Origin of the sequence: Caldimonas thermodepolymerans, from assembly GCF_015476235.1 — a bacterium.
Lineage (GTDB): Bacteria > Pseudomonadota > Gammaproteobacteria > Burkholderiales > Burkholderiaceae_C > Caldimonas > Caldimonas thermodepolymerans.
The window spans coordinates 2,323,216-2,339,492 of record NZ_CP064338.1 but is presented as its reverse complement, the minus strand read 5'-3'; the positions used below and the strand labels follow the sequence as shown (position 1 = coordinate 2,339,492).

Below are 16,277 nucleotides of genomic sequence, written 5' to 3'. Positions count from 1 at the left end.
GGAGGTGGCGCCCCGTGCTTGCGGGGGTGGCAACCTCTACTGGCTGATCCGGAACTCGATGCGGCGGTTGCGCGCCCGGCCCTCGGGGGTCTGGTTGCTCGCGATGGGGCGGTCCGGGCCGGCGCCCGAAACGCCGATGCGCGAGGGCGTGATGCCCTTGCTGACCAGGTAGTTCTTGACGGCATCGGCGCGTGCGAACGACAGGGCAATGTTGGCGTCCCGCGCCCCCAGCGAGTCGGTGTGGCCGATGACCTCGATCTGGCGAGCCGACAACCGCACCAGCGTCGGCAGCAACTCGTCGAGGATGCGCTGGCCTTGCGGGGTGATCACCGAGCTGCCGGGCTCGAATTCGATGATCCGGTTGCGCAGCACCTCGTCGATCAGGGGCTGCTCGCTTGCCACCACGCGCAGGGCGTTGCGTATCGTGTAGGTCGGGTTGAGCCGGGTGGCCATCGCACTGGCCACTTGTTGTCGCAAGGCCTCATTGGCCACTTCGCCCTTGAGGTGGACCTGGTTGCCCTGGATCGTCAGCTCACCGCGGCTGACGCGCTGGAGGTCGGGAACCAGCATCTGCTGCACATAGCCTGCCCAGTTCGGCGGGGCGACGACGCTGCCGACCGTGATCTGGTCCACCACGCGGTCCCGCCCATACAGCTCGTGCAGGCGCATGAGCACCGAGGCGCGCGTGGCTTCGTCCGGCACGGTACCGGTGACGACCACCTGGTTCGGGTGGGGCTGGGCGGGCAGCACGGTCGCAGGGGCGACCTGGGCCAGTGCCGGCAGGGCCGGCAGCAGCAGGGCGGACATCGCCAGTTCGGCGAGGCGGCCGCGCATCGGTTCATTCGCCGAGAAAGGCTTCCCGGAACGTCTCCACCGACTGGCGCAGCGACAGCTGCGGTTCGCGCAGGTAGCACGAGAGTTTCTTGACGCCATAGTCCTCGTCCACATGGTCCTCGACCCACTGGCTGCGGGAGAAGTCGACATGCTCATGGTGGCCCGCCTGCGCATCGAGTACTGCGCGCAGCGTGCGGGGAGACGCGCCATGAAAGCCCACCACCAGCGACGGCCGTCCCTGCCGCCGGGTGATGAAGACCGCGAGTTCGCAGTCACTGCGCCGCAGGAAGCGGCTGACCAGATCCAGCCACAGCGTTGCGATGAAAGGCCGGTACAGCGGATCGCGGGTGAGCGGCAGCACCAGCCCCTTGTCGAGCCGCGAGCACCCTTGCTGCAGTACCGGCTGCAGCAGCATGCCCAGGGCCAGGAGGGTCTGCCGCATCGAGACGCGATGGCCGGACTGCTCGAGCATCTGTTCCAGGCTGGCCAGCGTCTGCATCTCGAGGAAGTCGACGAAGTTGGCCTCGTAGGCGCCGGCGGTGATTTCCAGGTCGACGCTGGTGTGGCTCAACTGCTGCTGGACTTCGGACAGGTGGCTGGCCTGGTGCGCCAGGCGGGCGGTGTTCTCGAAGCGGGTCCACAGGCGCGTCAGCGCCAGCGGGCTGCGCGCCATGAAGGCCAGCGGCTGGGCCACCTCGAACGAGCCGGCCGTGAGGAAGGGAAAGCGCCGCCCCGAGCTGTCCTGGCTCGGGATCAGGTGCCCGGCCAGTCCGACCGTGCTGCGCGAGCCAAGAAAGGCGAACTGCACCGGCGGTGCCGCGTCGTAGACCAGCTTCCAGCGCGGATCGGTGGCCATCAGCTCCACGGTCTGTGACAGCCACTGGTCGAGCGTGTGGATGAGGGTGGCGTGGTTCGCGCTGCGGATGAAGTCGCCGCGCGACGGCACCTTGCCGAAGTAGACGAGGTTCACGGGCACTGTGAGCGGACTCATGACGCGGTGGACACGATGGAAGACGCCGGCCGGGACGCGGCCGGTGCGGCGGGCGGATCGCCGGCGATGACGCTGGGCAGGACGGCACCGCGCAATGCGGCGCCGGAGGCTGTGTGGTGGGTGGGCGCGGCGGGCGACGAGGCCGGTGTGCTGATGATGCGCAGCTGCACGGCCACGCTGAGGTCACCCTGCGTCCACCGGAGCTCGTGCAGGCCGTTTGGCAGCTTGCGCTTCTCGGCGCTGTGGACCATCTTTTCCAGTCCGAAACGTCCCGGGAAGTTGATGAACTCGACGGTGCGTCCGTCGAAGCGCACGCCCGTGATGCGAACGCCGGGCGTGCCCTGCGCGGCAGGCCAGACGAAATGGGTCCAGCTGGCAGCGGTGTTGCGGTAGCGCATGAGCTGGCCGTCGATCTCGACCGTGTATTCGGTCAGTCCCGGCGCCGGCTGCGGCAGCAACTGGAACACGGTCTGCGGCTCGGCTGCGGCGGTGCTGCCCGCCGGCGCGCTGGCCCCGGCCAGCGGTGCCACCCAGCTGGCGAACTGCAGCGTGAACTCGGGCCGCAGGCGCACGCCCATGTCGGCCCAGGTGCGCGGCGTCAGCGTGTCGCCGCGGCGTGTGACGAGCGGGCCCAGGGTCTGTTCGGAGAACTTCGCGATCGCGCCTTCGGGACCGAAGATCTTGGCGATGTCCGCTGGCGTGGCCTCGATGCGGGCGTCGCGCGAGAACGGGTACTTTCCTGCCAGCGTGCGCTGGAAGGGCTCGTAGACCTGGGCGTGCCAGACCCGGTTCAGCTCGCCCTCGGCGGGCGGGATGATGGCAGCATAGGCCTGCATCAGCGGGCGCACCAGCAGCGGACGCAGGGTGGCCTTGGCAGTGTCGCTCATGCCGACGAGCATCTGCTCGTCGACCAGGCGCAAGGCCTCGGCCAGTTCGGAGTCGCCGCCGGCCAGCGTTTGCTGCATCAGCTCGCGGCTGGACGGGCCGGTGTCGCCCTGCTGCTTCATCCGGTTGAAGCGGCTGCGCACCTTGCCTAGCGCGTCCAGGTACTGCCGCATCAGGGGCGGCGTGTTGTCGCGGGGGGCCATGAGGCGCGCCAGACCGGCGAACTCCTTGCCGATCGGCCCCATCGGGATCTCGGCCCTTCCGGCCTGCAGGTCGACCTCGACCTGCACGCGCGGCGGTGCCTGGCGCAGGAGGGTCTGCTTGAACCAGGCAACGAAACCCCGCTGCGTGCGCTCGAGGCGTTCATTGAGCAACGAGGGGTTGTCCCAGGAGGTCTCCTCGTGCAGCGTCTGCATCAGGCGCCCGATCGGGGAGACGGCCGGGTCGCCCAGGCGGTTCATCCGTGCCACCGCGACGTCGAAGCTGCCGAACTCCCGCACGCTGATGCCCTGCATGAACCGCTGCCATTCGCGCACGTACTCGGTCTTGTACATCGTGACCAGGGCCTCCTGGATCTGCTCGGGGCTGCCTTCCAGCGTCAGGTCGTCGTGCAGCGTGCTCTTGAGCACCCAGTCGTCGCTTTGCAGCTCCTTGTGGGCGGCCTCGCGGATCGCGTCCTTGACGTAGCCGTCCCAGGCGGCACGGGTGAACGTGCCCGGGATGGCATGGCTGCCGGCCACGATCTCCTGGTCCTGCTCGCCGACGATGCGCGCGACGGTCACCGGGGCGAAGCGGGTGGCGGCACGCGCCTTGATCTCGGCATAGACGCGCTCGCGCGCAGGCATGCCCCTGACGACGCGGCGCAGGGTGTCGCGGGTCTGGTCCAGCAGCGCGAGGTTGTTGGGCACCTGCGGGAACTCGGGATCGGCCAGCTGGGTGATCGTGAACGCGATCAAGTTCTCGGCACTGCGGATCATCTGTTCGCGTGGCATCGCGCCGCGGTTCATCTCCAGCCAGCCGCGCCAGAAGCGCGCGAACTGGTCGCTCAGGTGTCCTGGCTCCGCCCGGCGGCGGTCGGCCAGCATCACGTAGGTCTTCAGCGCGTTGTAGGCGTCGGTGACGTTGCTCGCCGATGCCGCCGTGTAGGGGGTGGGGGCTTCGGCGCGCGCAGCCACGGTTACCGGGCCCGGCGCCGGCACCTGGTCGGCCGGCAGGGGGACCAGCTGGTCGGCGTTTGCGTTGACCTTCGCCAGGTAGCTTTCGATGCTGCGCGCCACCGGTTGCAGCAGCAGATCCCGGATGCCCGCAAAGAACTCCCGACGCAGCTGCGCCTCGATGTGCTCGCCCTGGTACAACCCCAGGCTCAGCGACCACGGCCGGTTGCTGCGATAGGCCTGCAGCTGCGCGAGGCGGTCGCGCAGCACGTCGAGCGCTTCCAGTCGGGACTGCAGGTCGGTCCGGTCGGCCTGGAGGCGCACGACCTGCTCGAGATCGGCCCGGACATGGTCGACCAGCTGCCGGTTGCCGATGTAGGACCAGGCCCAGGCCGACAGGGCGAGGCCCAGTGCGGTGGCGCAGCCGAAGAAGGCGGCGTAGCGCCAGTGCAGCTTGCGCCGGCTGGTGTACTGGCGCACCAGCTGCCGGTCGGCGAAGATGACTCGCGAGAACAGGTCCTTGAGGAAGAAGCCGCTGTCCGAGTAGACCGCCGCCGTGGTGGCGTCGTGCAGCTGGAGTCCGAAGCGTTGCGCGACGCGTTCGCTGGAGCGGCTGCTCGCCGTGCCCTGCTGCACTGCGCTGGTGAAGTAGAAGCCCCGGAAGATGGGGCGGAACTGGTAGGGGTTGTCCTCGAACAGCGTGGCGACGAAGGTCCGCAGCACGGGCTTGAGCGAGGCGAACTCGAGCGGGAAGGTCAGTACGCCCGGCGGCAGGCGCTCGCCACGGTGCAGCGAGAGGCGCGCGATCGACCCGGCCTTGAGGCCCTCGTAGAGCTCGTCGAAGTGGCGCTCGAACGCGGCGACGGCATCGACCTTGCCGTCCGCGTCGTAGGGCAGCGTCGCGCCCCAGACGCGGTCGCGTTCGGCGCGGTCACGGTCCTCGAAGAACTCGACGAACCCGCTGATCAGGTCAGCCTTGGTGAAGACGACGTAGACCGGTGCGTGCACCTCCAGCCGCTCGGTCAGTTCCTGCACCCGCTGGCGCAGCTGTCGCGCGAGCTGGATCGCGAGCTCGGGTCTGCTGCCCGACAGTTCCGCAATGCTGGCGGCGATGACGATGCCATTGATCGGCGCCTTGGGGCGGTGCTTCTTCAGCAGCGCCAGGAAGCCGTGCCATTCCTCCCGGTCCTCCTCGTGGACCGCGTAGCGGCCGGCAGTGTCGAGCAGGATGCCTTCGGTGGTGAAGAACCAGTCGCAGTGGCGGGTCCCGCCGATGCCCTGGATGATCGCGCTGCCGTTGTCGGCGAACGGGAACTGCAGGCCGGAACGGACGATGGCCGAACTCTTGCCGGCGGCCGGGTTGCCGATCGCGATGTACCAGGGCAGCTCGTACAGCGCCGCCGTGCCGGAGGTCTGGCCCAGCCTCGAGGTCTTGATCGTCCTGACGGCCTCGAGCATGCGCCGGCGCAAGGCCTCGACCTCGCCGCGTTGTCGGGCCGGTGCGGCCTTCACCGCCTGGTCGGCCTGGTCGCGCAACGCATGCTCGAGGGCCTGTGCCGCCCGCCGGGCACGCTGCCGCTGCACGAAGCGCACGACCAGCCAGGCGAGCAAGGCCAACCCCAGCGCGGCGAACGCCCAGTACAGCGCCAGCTCAAGGGTGCGGGCACCCAGGAGCACCACGGCAGCCAGCGCAGCGAGGCCGATGAGCCCGAGGGTCCGGGGATCCAGCAGCAGATCTCGCAGTCGTTGCATGGTCAGGCAGAAGGGGCAGGGGACGTGGCGTCGGTCATGCCGTCGCCGCGATGGTCGGCGGGGACACGACGACGGCCAGTCGGTCGCGGGGATGCAATGCCGTCATCACGAGCGCGGGGCCGGTCTCGGACAGCGCCTGCGCGGCGCCCAGGACCAGGCTGCACAGGCCGCCCGCGACACCGGTGTCGCCGCAGGCCAGTCCAAGCCGTACGCACTGCTCGGCCACGTCGAGCGTCGGGCACAGCTGCATCACGGTCTCCATCACTTCAGTGGTGCAGGAGTGCCGCAGGTCCGCATCGGTGACGATGCCGGCCCAGTGGTCGGGCGTCAGGCCGGTGCGCGCCACGGCCTCGCGGGCGGTGTCGAGCAACGTGCCGCTGTCGACGCGACCGGTCGTGCCGGCCGGCTCGCTGCGTTGCCGCATCGCCATGCGATGCACGCGTGCGCCGGATGCCGTCGGGGACGTGCGATCGTCCGGGCGGTTCCCCGGCACGAACAGCGCAACCGCCGCCCCCTCGCCGGGGACGACGCCTTGGGGGTTGCGGGTCGTGTGCAACCGACCCTGCCGCGCGAGTGTCCGTACACGCTGCTCGTCGAGCAGGCTGTCGCAGGCGAGCGCCAGCAGCGGCCCGGGTCGTCCCGCTTCATGCCAGCTGGCGATCTGCCGGTCGATGCGCAGCAACAAGGGGGTGGGGCCTTCCACCGGTTCGACGATGAGCGGCCATCCTGCGGTGGACAAGGAGGCTTCCTCCAGCATCCGGGCCAGCCAGCTTTGTGCAAGGGCCTGCTCGAACTCGGTCCACGTGGCGGGCATCCCCCAGTACAGCGTGCAGGTCGGAACCACTTCGCGATCGTCGCCGGCAGGGTGGGGCCCCAGGCCGCACGCCGGCAGGCGCTGTGCGACGGTCTCGAGCACTTCGGCCAGCGGCCCCGAGAGCAGGGCCAACGCGCGCAGCAGCGCGTCCGACGGTTGCCGTCCTTGCCAGCCCACCTGCCGGAAGACCAGGGCCGCCTGCAGGTCCTGCAGCACGGCGCGGACCGGTTCGATGTCGAGGTTCCGGTCCCGGGCGGTCAGCAGCGGAAAACCCTCATCGTCGCGCAGCACCTCGTCCGGTTCGGGCAGCGTCGTGCCTGCAGCGAGCGTCGCGAGCGCGCTGCAAGCGTCGCGGCCGACGGGCAGTTGCAGGCTGGCAGCGAGCAGCAGGGCGGACGCCGCAGGTGCATGGGTCTCCGCGGCCTCCGGGGTGGCCGACGCCGCAGCCGGTGCCGTGGCCGTGGCAGGCGCATGGCGGCGCACACGCAGGCGCATGGCGGCGAGCACCACTGCGAACAGCAGCAGCGGCAGCGCCAGCAGGTACAGCACCACGTCCTGCGTGGCGACCGCATGCGCCGTGACCCGCCAGCGCCAGAGTGTCACGGCCCAGACGACGACCGTGATCACTGCCAGCAAGCCCGTGAGCTTCAGCAGCCTTGCCACCTTCCTCGCTCCGTGGCGTCAGAGGTCGGTGCTCGTGAGCTGGCTGGCGATCAGCGTGGCGCCGCAGGCGGTCCTGTCGCCATGGCGCGCGGCCGGTTGGCCGTCGATCAGCATGGTCGGGTCGCCGGTGACGATCACGGTGGTGCGTCCGTGCCCCTTCTTCGGGCAGGTCACCTTGTCGCCGACACGGGCGATGCGCCTGCCGTGCGTGTCCGTCGTGCCGGAGGCTTCGATGACCTTGCCACCGTGGCTGGTGACATCGCCAAGGACGATGAACGGTCTTGCCATGATGTCCCTCCCTGAACGGTTTTTTTGTGGGCGCGAGTCTAGCGAGACAACGGGTGTATCGGCTACTGCTTGTTTTCGGGGGGCGGGCCCGGATGGCGCAGCTCGACGTGGCCCAGGTCGCGCAGGCGCCAGCGGCCGCCCCAGGTGAGTCCGAGCGACTCGGCCACTTCGCCGTAAAGCTGGTAGCCGCGCAGTGCCCAGGGGTCCTGTTCACTGATGACGACGCGTCCGTCGCGCAGGAACGCGATGTCCGCGGCGAGTCCGTACTGGTGGTAGCTCTGGAACGGTCCGGCGTGCGTCACGTGCGGCCCCATGGCCTGCAGCATGGCCTGCCGTTCCGGGCTGCGATAGCCTTCGAGGAGCACCATCGGGTAGCCGTGCTGCTCCTGCATGATCCGGAACACCAGCAACAGCCGTTGCCGGAACTCCGGGTCGAGGCGTTCCCACTCGCGATCCGCGCCGGACAGCAGTGGGCGGGTCAGCTCGAGCTCCGGCGAGGTGAACACGTCCGGAGGCACCGCCGGCGGAGGCACGAGCTGTTCTCCTTGCAGCAGCCTGGCGACCAGTGAGCCGCTGTCTGCCGGCGCTTCGCGGTAGCCGTCCAGCACGTGATGGTCACGCAGCAGGCAGACCACTGCGGGGGGCAGCACGATCAGGGCGAGGACGGCCCCACAGGCACTGCGGCGCCGTCGCAGCCAGGAGCAGCAGCGGCGCACCCCGTCGCGCAAGGCCCCGAAGACACTCCGGCAGCGTTGCCGCCCCGGCGCGTGACCGTCGGTCAGCGACCGCCGCCGTCCGTCTGCGAGCCCGGTCACCAAGGTCGCCATCCACGCCCGCGGCGCGGGCAGGAACACCACGGCGAGGACCAGGCAGGTTCCCAGGAAGCCGGAGGCCAGGATCAGCAGTGGCAGCGTCATCGTGTAACCAAGGTTTTCGTTGCTGCGCCTGCGGGGGGCCGCTTTATAGAATCCCCCCCGGGCTCGTCAGAGGGTGCTCATCGCAGCACGCATACGAGGGAGGAAGTGGCTTGAACCACGACACGACAGGTGCAAAGCACCGGCCGTCCCTGTTTGCCGACCCGCGCAGCGCAGGCGACGACATCGAGGAGCGCGACCACGGTCCTGTCAGCATCCTCTCGTGCATCGAAGCCCCACCGTGTTCCTCGCGCTTGCGTTCCCGCGGGGCCGGGGCCAGGCGTCGCCGCGCGATGCGCCTGCTGTGGCCCATGGTGTTGACGGCTGTTACGGCAGCCCTGGTCGGGTGGCTTCCGAACCGGCAGGATGGGATGGAACTCGGTGCGGATGCGGCGCAGCAGGGGACACCTGCACCCGGTTCGCATGCGCCGGCACCGGACACGTGGACCCAGGGCGACACGGGGGACCACAAAGTCGCGGTGATCGAGATGGCCGCCGGGCCGGCGGCCACCCGCGACGTGTCGCCGGGCATGCCCGGTTCGGCCATAGGTACGGACGGGATCTCCGGCGCACGCGGCGACGAACGCACCGGGGCTGCGGCACCGGATGCGGAAGATGGAATGGTCACCCCCGCGGCGGTTGCGGACAGCCTGGCCCAGGCGACGCCAACCCAGCGTCGCGCCTCGGCGCATCCGGCTGCGCGGCCCGCCAAAGCTGCGTCGCCACGCGACCCGGACGTCGACCTGCTCGAAGCGCTGGTCTCGCACGTGGCTGGCTCAGGTCGCGATCGGGCCGCGCCCGCGCCGACACCGCGCCTTGCGGCACCACCCGACGCCGGGCCGGCGCGCGACGTCGTGTTGCAGCAGGATCCGCCGTTGCCCACCGGCGAGCTGGTGCAGCGCTGCATGCAACTGGGCGGGCTGGAAGCCCGGCTGTGCCGGGCACGGATCTGTTCCGGATTGTGGGGGCGCGACCCTGCCTGTCCGGCATCCTCGCATGCCGATGCGGAGGTGCGTCCCTGATCCCATCCGGTCGGACCGCAGGCCGGTTCGACGACGCAGGACGGGCGGTGGCAGCGAGCCTGGCCGAGCGCGCTCATGGCGGACTCACGGCAACGTGATCGTCAGGTGCGCGGATTGCGGAGGCAGTCGGACTAGTTGCTGGTAGCCAGCCAGCTGGCTTCTGGTCGAGTGATCGAGCGACCAGCGCAGACCGAGGAAGGCCGCGAGCCCGAGCAGTGCGAACACGCCACCCATGACCCAGAGGGGCACTTCGTTCTTCAGTGCATGGCTGATCCGGTCGGGGGGCGCCCAGTGCGGCGCAAAGGCGGCACGCCGGCCTTTCAGGTGCGCGATCTCGTCGCCCAGGCGGGCCGTCAGGTAGTTCAGCTTCTCCGTGCCTTCGAGCAGGTACTTGCCCTGGAACCCGAGCAACAGGCACATGTGGAACACCTCCAGGACCTGCACCCGTGCCGCGCCGTGGCGGCGCAGTTCTTCCAGGCGCTGGAAAAAGTTTTCGCCGGCCAGCTGGTCACCGAAGAACTGCACCTGCAAGGGTTGACGTTCCCAGGCCTCACGGATGCGGAACGACGACGTCAGCACGGTTTCGTCGACCAGTGCGCAGAACGCGTACTTGGAGAGGTAGATGTCCTCGGCGGCGACATGCAGGCGGTCGGCCTCGCGTTCGAATTCGCGCAGGAAGGTCTTGACCTTGTCGCGGAACGTGTCGGCGTCGGCTGGGGCATGCTTGTTCTTCAGCAGGAACAGCATGTAGAAGCCGTCGTACATCAGGTCCAGGAGCGTGCGGGCATCCGCCGGAGAGTGGGGCGGCGGTGCGACGGTGGCCGGACCGGGGGCTGGCCGGAACAGCGACGGCGGTGTGGAGGCGGGCGTGCTCATGCGTTCACCGCAATCAGTTCGATCGTCAGGTCGTTCCATCCCTGCGGGGCGTAGATCGCCACGGCCTGGGCCTGCAGCATGCGCTCATAGAGTGCGCCGCGGGGTTCGAGCGCGAAGTAGTAGGTGCCCGGACGCACCGGGACGGCTGCCGGCACCTGCGGGGCATGGACCAGCCGAATCCCCGGCATGGCCGAGAGCACCAGTTTGTCGACGTCGTCCGGCGCCCCGAGCTTGAAGCGCAGCGGCACGGCCTCGACCAGTTCCGCGGGCGGCATCGCAGCCGCCACGCCGAGGTAGAAGCTCGTCGACGGCGTGAGCTGACCGGCATCGAGGCGACCCTGGTGGAACGACGGCTTGGTCTCGCTCAACGCGATCGAGAAGTAGCGCGTCGAGATGACCGTCTCGAGCAGCTCGCGGATGATGTGGTCGAGCCGGACGAAGGCCGGTCCTGGGTCGGCATGGTGGTAGCTTGGCAGGTCCGCCAGCGTGAAGGTCTTCGAGAAGGTGAGCAGCGCGCCGGCCAGTTGCAGCAGGGCCTGGAACAGGCGTTCCGGGTGCAGTCCGGGATGGCGCAGGAGATGGGACAGCGCCGCATGGCTCGAACTGGCAGTGTGGAGCAGCCAGAAGGACGCCACGTCGCCGGAGCGGAACTCAATGACGTGCTTGGCAGGTTCGCGGTGGAAGCCGTACAGCGCGTCGACCTTGGCCTGGAGCACGTCGAGCAGGCGGCGCAGCATCAGCGCCAGCGCCGGTGACGATTGCACCGAGGTGCAGGGCGGGATGAAGCGGCCGTCCAGCTCGAAGCTGCCGCTCGAGGTGCGCCGCACGCGCAGCACGGGCAGGCTGACCAGGTGATCGCGCGGTTCGTGCCCGGCCAGCAGCCGCGCCCGCTTGCGCAACAGCGAGACTTCGGCGGTCACTGCCGCGGTGTACCAGTCCGGCGCTTCCTGGTTGCTCTGGACGTAGCGCACGCCTGCGTCGGGGCTCTCTGCATTCGCGACGAAGTTGCTGCCGGCGCTGCGCAGGGGGGCGATCGCCAGGTGGAAGGTCGCTTCGGCGCTGTGGTCGGACAGGCCATCCAGCGACACGGGCGGCGGCAGCTCGTCCTCTTCCGGGGCTCGGTAGAGTTCCCCGTCGGGAAACACCACCTGCAGTTCGAGCACGCGCAGGACACCGGCGTGCAGCGCATCGCTGTCGACCTTCAGATGGCGCAACCCCCAGGCATACGGATGCAGGATGCGCGCGGTCTGTGCCAGTCGCCACTCGTGGTAGGCGTCCTGGCGCTGGAAATGCTGGGGGCGAAGGAAGAGGCCTTCGCCCCAGAGGACTTTGGCTGAGTGGATCACTGCCGGTGAACCCCTTCTTCCTGGGGACCTGGGCACGGGCCCGGGCCCATGGTGGTCAGCTGCGACGTGGCATGGAGCGGTTCGCCTGCGGCGACGCTGAGGCTGCACGCGTGTGCGCCCAGCGTGATGCCGGTGTCCCGGACCGCGTCGGCCGAAAAGGCATACCGCCAACGCTGCGGCGCAGGTGCGCGGAACAGCGCGACGACGCCGATGTACGGGGCTTCGCGCGTGACGCGCTCCAGGATCTCGTGGCGTTGGTCGGGTAGCAGTTGCAGGTCGCGGACCTCGACGATGTCCTCGCCCAGTTGCGCCTGCTCGCGCTCGCGGTCGCCGAACGTTTCATACGGCGCCTGGAGGAAGGCCTGTGTCCGCCTGAGCTTGTAGATGCGGGTCACCAGCGCGAGCGAGCGCCCCGAGTCGTCGACGTTGAGCGAGGGGCTGGCATGGATGATCAGCTTCACCGGACGTGCTGGCCGGCTGAGGTCCGGCAGCTGCGGCTCGGGCGCCTTGAGCCCGACGACCTCGAGCGCCTTGTCCTTCACCAAGCCCAGCACCTGCACGGCCTTGGTTGCCGTCCCGCAACCGGCCAGCAGGCACAGGCAGAGCGCGACCAAGGTGCGTACCGCCACGACGGCGTGCGGCTGGTTCACCGCCTGCATGAGCGACCCTTCCCTGAGAGGCTTGTTGTAGTCGTTGCAAACGGCGCCGTAGTGTAGTGGTGCAGCGGGGCGTGTCGATCCCCTTCAACACAGGGGTGTTTGTGACGCCGAGTTGGATGAGGTAAATGCGTGTAACACACCTATAGAGGGGGGTGCGGGTCGCCAAAGAGTTCGGTTTTAATCCGCGCCGTTCAAAGTACGCGGTCCTGTTCGATCAGGGCACGTGGACACGAGGTGAGGGAGGGTCTCTTTGAGAGGCGATGGAACGATCCGGCGCATGGCCGCTGCCGTCGCAGTGGTGGCCGTAGCCGGGATGACGGCATGCACGACGACACCGAGGAGCTCGGCTCCGGTCGTCGATCTGGCGCAGGCACTGGACGAAGCCACCGCGGCGCAGCAGCAGGGCGACGTTGCCAAAGCCCTGTCGCTGCTGGACGCCGCAGCGCGCGCGCACCCTGGCAGCAAGCAGCCATGGCTGAAGACAGCGCAGATCCATTTCGACGTGATGAACTACGGCGCGGCCATCGTGGCTGCCCAGGAAGTGCTGCAGCGTGACACCTCCGATGTCACGGCGCGCAGCATCCTGGCCGTCAGCGGCCTGCGGGTCTCTGCCGATGCATTGGCCCGCCTGCGCCAGGCCAACGCCGTCAGTGGTTCGACCCGCAGTGAAGCGGAATCCCTGGCGCGACTGATCCGCGATGCCCTGGGCGAACCGGTGCTCGTGCCGACGCCCGCGGCGGCCATGCCAGGTCATGCCGCTGCCGGGGAGCGCCCGCATGCGGGCCGCGCCGGCGGGGCGTCGGAGCGACGTGGACAGCGCGCGGTGCGCAGCACGCCTTTGCCTGCCGCACCGGCCTTTGGCGGGGGCGGGCGCCATCCGTTCGAAGCGCTGCAGTGACTTTCCTGACAGGACGAAGGACTTCCCATGGCCAAGCGAGACAGTGTCCAGAAGCGGCTCGAGAAGGTTCGACCGCCGCGTGTGCAACTGACCTACGAGGTCGAGATCGGCGATGCGATCGAACAGAAGGAGATCCCGTTCGTCGTGGGGGTCCTGGGCGACTTCACCGGACAGCCCGCTCCGGACAAGCCGCAACCCCGGCTGAAAGACCGGAAGTTCATCAACGTGGACCTTGACAGCTTCGACGAGGTCATGGCCGGCATGGCTCCCCGCGTTTCCTATCGCGTGAAGAACCGCCTGTCGCCCGAAGGAGGCGAGTTTGCGGTCGACCTGCGCTTCAACAAGCTCGATGACTTCCGGCCGGAGTCCGTCGTCCAGCAGGTCGAACCACTGCGCAAGCTGCTGGAGGCACGGTCCAAGCTCGCGGACCTGCGCAACAAGCTGGCCGGCAACGAGAAGCTCGAAGACCTGCTGGCCGAGGTGCTGGGCAACACCGAGCGGCTGCAGCAGCTGGGCCGCGAGGCCGGGCAGGGCAAGGAGTGAACGATGAGCACACAAGCGGCCGCAGCGATGCAAGCCGACCAGCCGGTCCTGGAGCGGGACGCCAGCCTGCTGGACCAGATCGTCGAACAGAGCAAGGTGGCCAAGTCGGCAACCGAGCACGCCCGGGCCCGGGACATCATCGCCGAGCTGGTGCGCGAAGTGCTGCAAGGCACGGTGGTGGTGTCCGACAACCTGTCGGCCGCCCTGGACGCGCGTGTGGCCGAGCTGGACCACCTGATCTCGGTCCAGCTCAGCGAGGTGATGCATGCGCCCGAGTTCCAGAAGCTGGAAGCGTCCTGGCGGGGCCTGCACTACCTGTGCAAGCACACCTCGACCGGCGTGATGATGAAGATCAAGGTGCTCAACGCGACCAAGAAGGACCTGATCCGCGACTTCAGCACCGCGATCGACTTCGACCAGAGCACGCTGTTCAAGACGGTCTACGAGGAGGAGTTCGGCACCTTCGGTGGCGCACCCTTCGGCGCCCTGATCGGCGATTTCGAGATCGGCCGGCAGCCGGAAGACATGTACTTCATCGAGCAGATGTCGCATGTGGCCGCCGCAGCCCACGCCCCGTTCATTGCAGCGGCATCGCCGGAACTGTTCGGGCTCGAGTCCTTCACGGATCTGGGCAAGCCGCGCGACCTTTCCAAGGTGTTCGACACGGTCGACTATGCGAAGTGGAAGTCGTTCCGCGAGTCCGAGGACGCCCGCTATGTCGGCCTGGCGCTGCCGCGTTTCCTGGGGCGCCTGCCGTACAACCCCAAGGACGGGACCGTCGTCGAGGGGTTCAACTTCGTCGAACAGGTCGACGGCACCGATCACCAGCGCTACCTCTGGGTGAACACCGCCTATGCGTTCGGCGCCCGGCTGACGGCCGCATTCGAGAACCACGGCTGGTGCGCCGCGATCCGCGGGGTAGAGGGGGGCGGGCTGGTCGAGGACCTGCCGACGCACACCTTCAAGACGGACGATGGCGAGGTCGCGCTGAAGTGCCCCACCGAGATCTCGATCACCGACCGCCGGGAGAAGGAACTCAGTGACCTGGGGTTCATACCGCTGGTGCATTGCAAGAACACCGACTACGCCGCGTTCTTCGGGGCCCAGTCGGCGCAGAAGCCCAAGAAGTACGACTCCGATGCCGCCAATGCCAACGCGTCGCTGTCCGCGCAACTGCAGTACATGTTCGCGGTGTGTCGCATCGCGCACTACATGAAGGCAATGATGCGCGACAAGATCGGCAGCTTTGCATCGGCAGCGAACGTCGAGGAGTTCCTCAATCGCTGGATCTCGCAGTACGTCACGTCGGACGATGCCGCGTCCCAGGAGACCAAGGCGCAGTACCCGCTGCGCGAGGCGTCGGTCCAGGTCTCCGAGGTTCCGGGCCGTCCAGGGGTGTATCGGGCGGTTTCCTTCGTTCGTCCTCACTTCCAGCTGGACGAACTTTCGGTTTCCCTGCGTCTCGTCGCGGAGTTGCCGTCGGGAAGCAAGGGCTGAGATTCATCACCAAGGCAAAAAATCAGGGAGGATCATTCATGGCCAAGGACATCTACGTCGAGTTCAAGGGAAGCGACATCAAGGGGGACTCGCGGGATTCCAAGCACAAGGACACCGTCGAGGTGTACTCGTGGAGCCACATCGTCAAGCAACCCAAGTCGGCGACCGCATCCACCGCAGGTGGCCACACCGCGGAGCGCTGCGAGCACGGTGAGATGGTGTTCACCAAGGACATCGACGGCGCCACGCCCAAGCTCTTGCAGGCCTGTTCGGCCGGCACGGTGATCAACGACGTGATCATCTACTTCTATCGTGCGCATGGCGGCAAGAACAACGTCGGCAGCCCCTCCAACTCGCAGAACCGACACCAGTACCTGAAGATCGAGCTGAAGAACGTGATCGTCGCCTCCGTGGCACCGACCGTGTCCGGCGAAGGCATCCCGTCGGAAACCTTCACCCTCAAGTACTCGGCGGTGCGCTGGACCTATGACGAGCTGAACATCAGCGGCGACAAGTCCGGCAAGGTGAACATCTCCGGCGCCTGGGACCTCGCGCGGAACGTGCCCAACTTCGGCTGACCTGCACGACGACGCTCGCTGAAGGCGGACCTTGCCCTGCCTTCTGTCCTCGCTTGGCCTGCCGCGCCGTGTCCCGCTACACGCCCAGCCTGTTCGATCGCCTGCTCGACGACGACCCCCAGGTCGAGTCGGAGCCCACGCTGGTCCGGCTCTCGCTCGAGCAGCTCAAAGACAGCGTCGCGCGCGACCTGGAGGCCCTGCTGAACACGCGGTGCGGACTTGCGGCCGACGTGTTGCGGCCGTGGCGGCATTGCTGGACCTCCATCCTGTCGTTCGGGATGATCGATTTCGCCGACCTCACGCTTGCCAGCCCCAGGGATCGCGACCTGATCTGTCAGTCCATCGAGGCTGCCATCCGGGCGCACGAGCCACGCCTGCGCGCGCCAAGGGTGAGCCTGGCGGGGCCTGACGGTCGCGGGGAGAGCAGGCTGCGGTTCTCGATCCATGCGTTGCTGCGGGTCGGCCAGGCCAGCGAGCCGGTCAACTTCGACGCGTCGCTGCAGACCACGACGCAGCAGTATGCGGTGCGCCGCGCAGGCGGTGAACCGGTGGCGGGCTGAGGG

At 68.4% G+C, this 16,277-nt stretch carries 15 protein-coding genes; 6 read left to right on the top strand and 9 right to left on the bottom strand.

Annotated elements, in window-relative coordinates; genetic code table 11:
* Positions 1 to 36: 36 nt before the first annotated feature.
* The 6 genes from IS481_RS10945 to IS481_RS10920 form a co-directional block, all read right to left on the bottom strand.
* Positions 37 to 834, bottom strand: coding sequence for an OmpA family protein (locus IS481_RS10945; protein WP_104356954.1), 798 nt, complete (start codon positions 832 to 834; stop codon positions 37 to 39).
* Positions 835 to 838: 4 nt separating this feature from the next.
* Entirely contained in the window at positions 839 to 1,825 is a 987-nt protein-coding gene (tagF, locus tag IS481_RS10940) for a type VI secretion system-associated protein TagF (protein ID WP_104356953.1), read from the bottom strand.
* Positions 1,822 to 5,616: a type VI secretion system membrane subunit TssM gene (tssM, locus tag IS481_RS10935; RefSeq protein WP_104356952.1), complete on the bottom strand. Its 3,795-nt coding sequence runs from the start codon at positions 5,614 to 5,616 to the stop codon at positions 1,822 to 1,824. The genes tagF and tssM overlap by 4 nt, the downstream gene beginning before the upstream one ends.
* A gap of 34 nt (positions 5,617 to 5,650) precedes the next feature.
* Positions 5,651 to 7,093, bottom strand: coding sequence for a hypothetical protein (locus IS481_RS10930; protein WP_132765028.1), 1,443 nt, complete (start codon positions 7,091 to 7,093; stop codon positions 5,651 to 5,653).
* Positions 7,094 to 7,111: 18 nt separating this feature from the next.
* Positions 7,112 to 7,381 carry a PAAR domain-containing protein gene (locus IS481_RS10925; protein WP_104356950.1) on the bottom strand — a complete coding sequence of 90 codons (270 nt, stop codon included), beginning with the start codon at positions 7,379 to 7,381 and terminating at the stop codon, positions 7,112 to 7,114.
* A gap of 62 nt (positions 7,382 to 7,443) precedes the next feature.
* Entirely contained in the window at positions 7,444 to 8,298 is an 855-nt protein-coding gene (locus IS481_RS10920) for a M15 family metallopeptidase (RefSeq protein ID WP_232529246.1), read from the bottom strand.
* Positions 8,299 to 8,408: 110 nt separating this feature from the next.
* On the opposite strand from IS481_RS10920, the gene IS481_RS10915 reads away from it, so the two are divergent.
* Entirely contained in the window at positions 8,409 to 9,317 is a 909-nt protein-coding gene (locus tag IS481_RS10915) for a hypothetical protein (protein WP_132765031.1), read from the top strand.
* Between the two features lie 84 nt (positions 9,318 to 9,401).
* On the opposite strand, the gene icmH is transcribed toward IS481_RS10915, so the two are convergent.
* Genes icmH through tssJ form a run of 3 tightly spaced genes read right to left on the bottom strand, consistent with a single transcriptional unit; the run spans position 9,402 to position 12,198 of the window.
* Positions 9,402 to 10,193 carry a type IVB secretion system protein IcmH/DotU gene (gene icmH, locus IS481_RS10910; protein ID WP_104356948.1) on the bottom strand — a complete coding sequence of 264 codons (792 nt, stop codon included), beginning with the start codon at positions 10,191 to 10,193 and terminating at the stop codon, positions 9,402 to 9,404.
* On the bottom strand, positions 10,190 to 11,539 hold the full coding sequence (tssK, locus tag IS481_RS10905; RefSeq protein WP_104356947.1) for a type VI secretion system baseplate subunit TssK: 1,350 nt from the start codon (positions 11,537 to 11,539) through the stop codon (positions 10,190 to 10,192). Before tssK ends, icmH begins: the two co-directional genes overlap by 4 nt.
* The gene (gene tssJ, locus IS481_RS10900) at positions 11,536 to 12,198 is read right to left on the bottom strand and encodes a type VI secretion system lipoprotein TssJ (protein ID WP_104356946.1); all 663 of its coding nucleotides are present in this window, start codon (positions 12,196 to 12,198) and stop codon (positions 11,536 to 11,538) included. The genes tssK and tssJ overlap by 4 nt, the downstream gene beginning before the upstream one ends.
* A gap of 277 nt (positions 12,199 to 12,475) precedes the next feature.
* On the opposite strand from tssJ, the gene IS481_RS10895 reads away from it, so the two are divergent.
* From IS481_RS10895 to tssE, 5 genes are all read left to right on the top strand, one after another.
* Positions 12,476 to 13,096 (top strand): tetratricopeptide repeat protein, encoded by a 621-nt coding sequence (locus IS481_RS10895; protein WP_104356945.1) that lies wholly within the window; start codon positions 12,476 to 12,478, stop codon positions 13,094 to 13,096.
* 27 nt (positions 13,097 to 13,123) lie between these two features.
* Entirely contained in the window at positions 13,124 to 13,639 is a 516-nt protein-coding gene (tssB, locus tag IS481_RS10890) for a type VI secretion system contractile sheath small subunit (RefSeq protein WP_104356944.1), read from the top strand.
* 3 nt (positions 13,640 to 13,642) lie between these two features.
* The gene (tssC, locus tag IS481_RS10885) at positions 13,643 to 15,136 is read left to right on the top strand and encodes a type VI secretion system contractile sheath large subunit (RefSeq protein WP_104356943.1); all 1,494 of its coding nucleotides are present in this window, start codon (positions 13,643 to 13,645) and stop codon (positions 15,134 to 15,136) included.
* A 38-nt stretch (positions 15,137 to 15,174) separates the two neighbouring features.
* Positions 15,175 to 15,714, top strand: a complete 540-nt coding sequence (locus IS481_RS10880; protein WP_104356942.1) for an Hcp family type VI secretion system effector — start codon at positions 15,175 to 15,177, stop codon at positions 15,712 to 15,714.
* A gap of 68 nt (positions 15,715 to 15,782) precedes the next feature.
* Positions 15,783 to 16,274, top strand: a complete 492-nt coding sequence (gene tssE / locus IS481_RS10875) for a type VI secretion system baseplate subunit TssE (protein ID WP_104357088.1) — start codon at positions 15,783 to 15,785, stop codon at positions 16,272 to 16,274.
* Positions 16,275 to 16,277 lie beyond the last annotated feature (3 nt).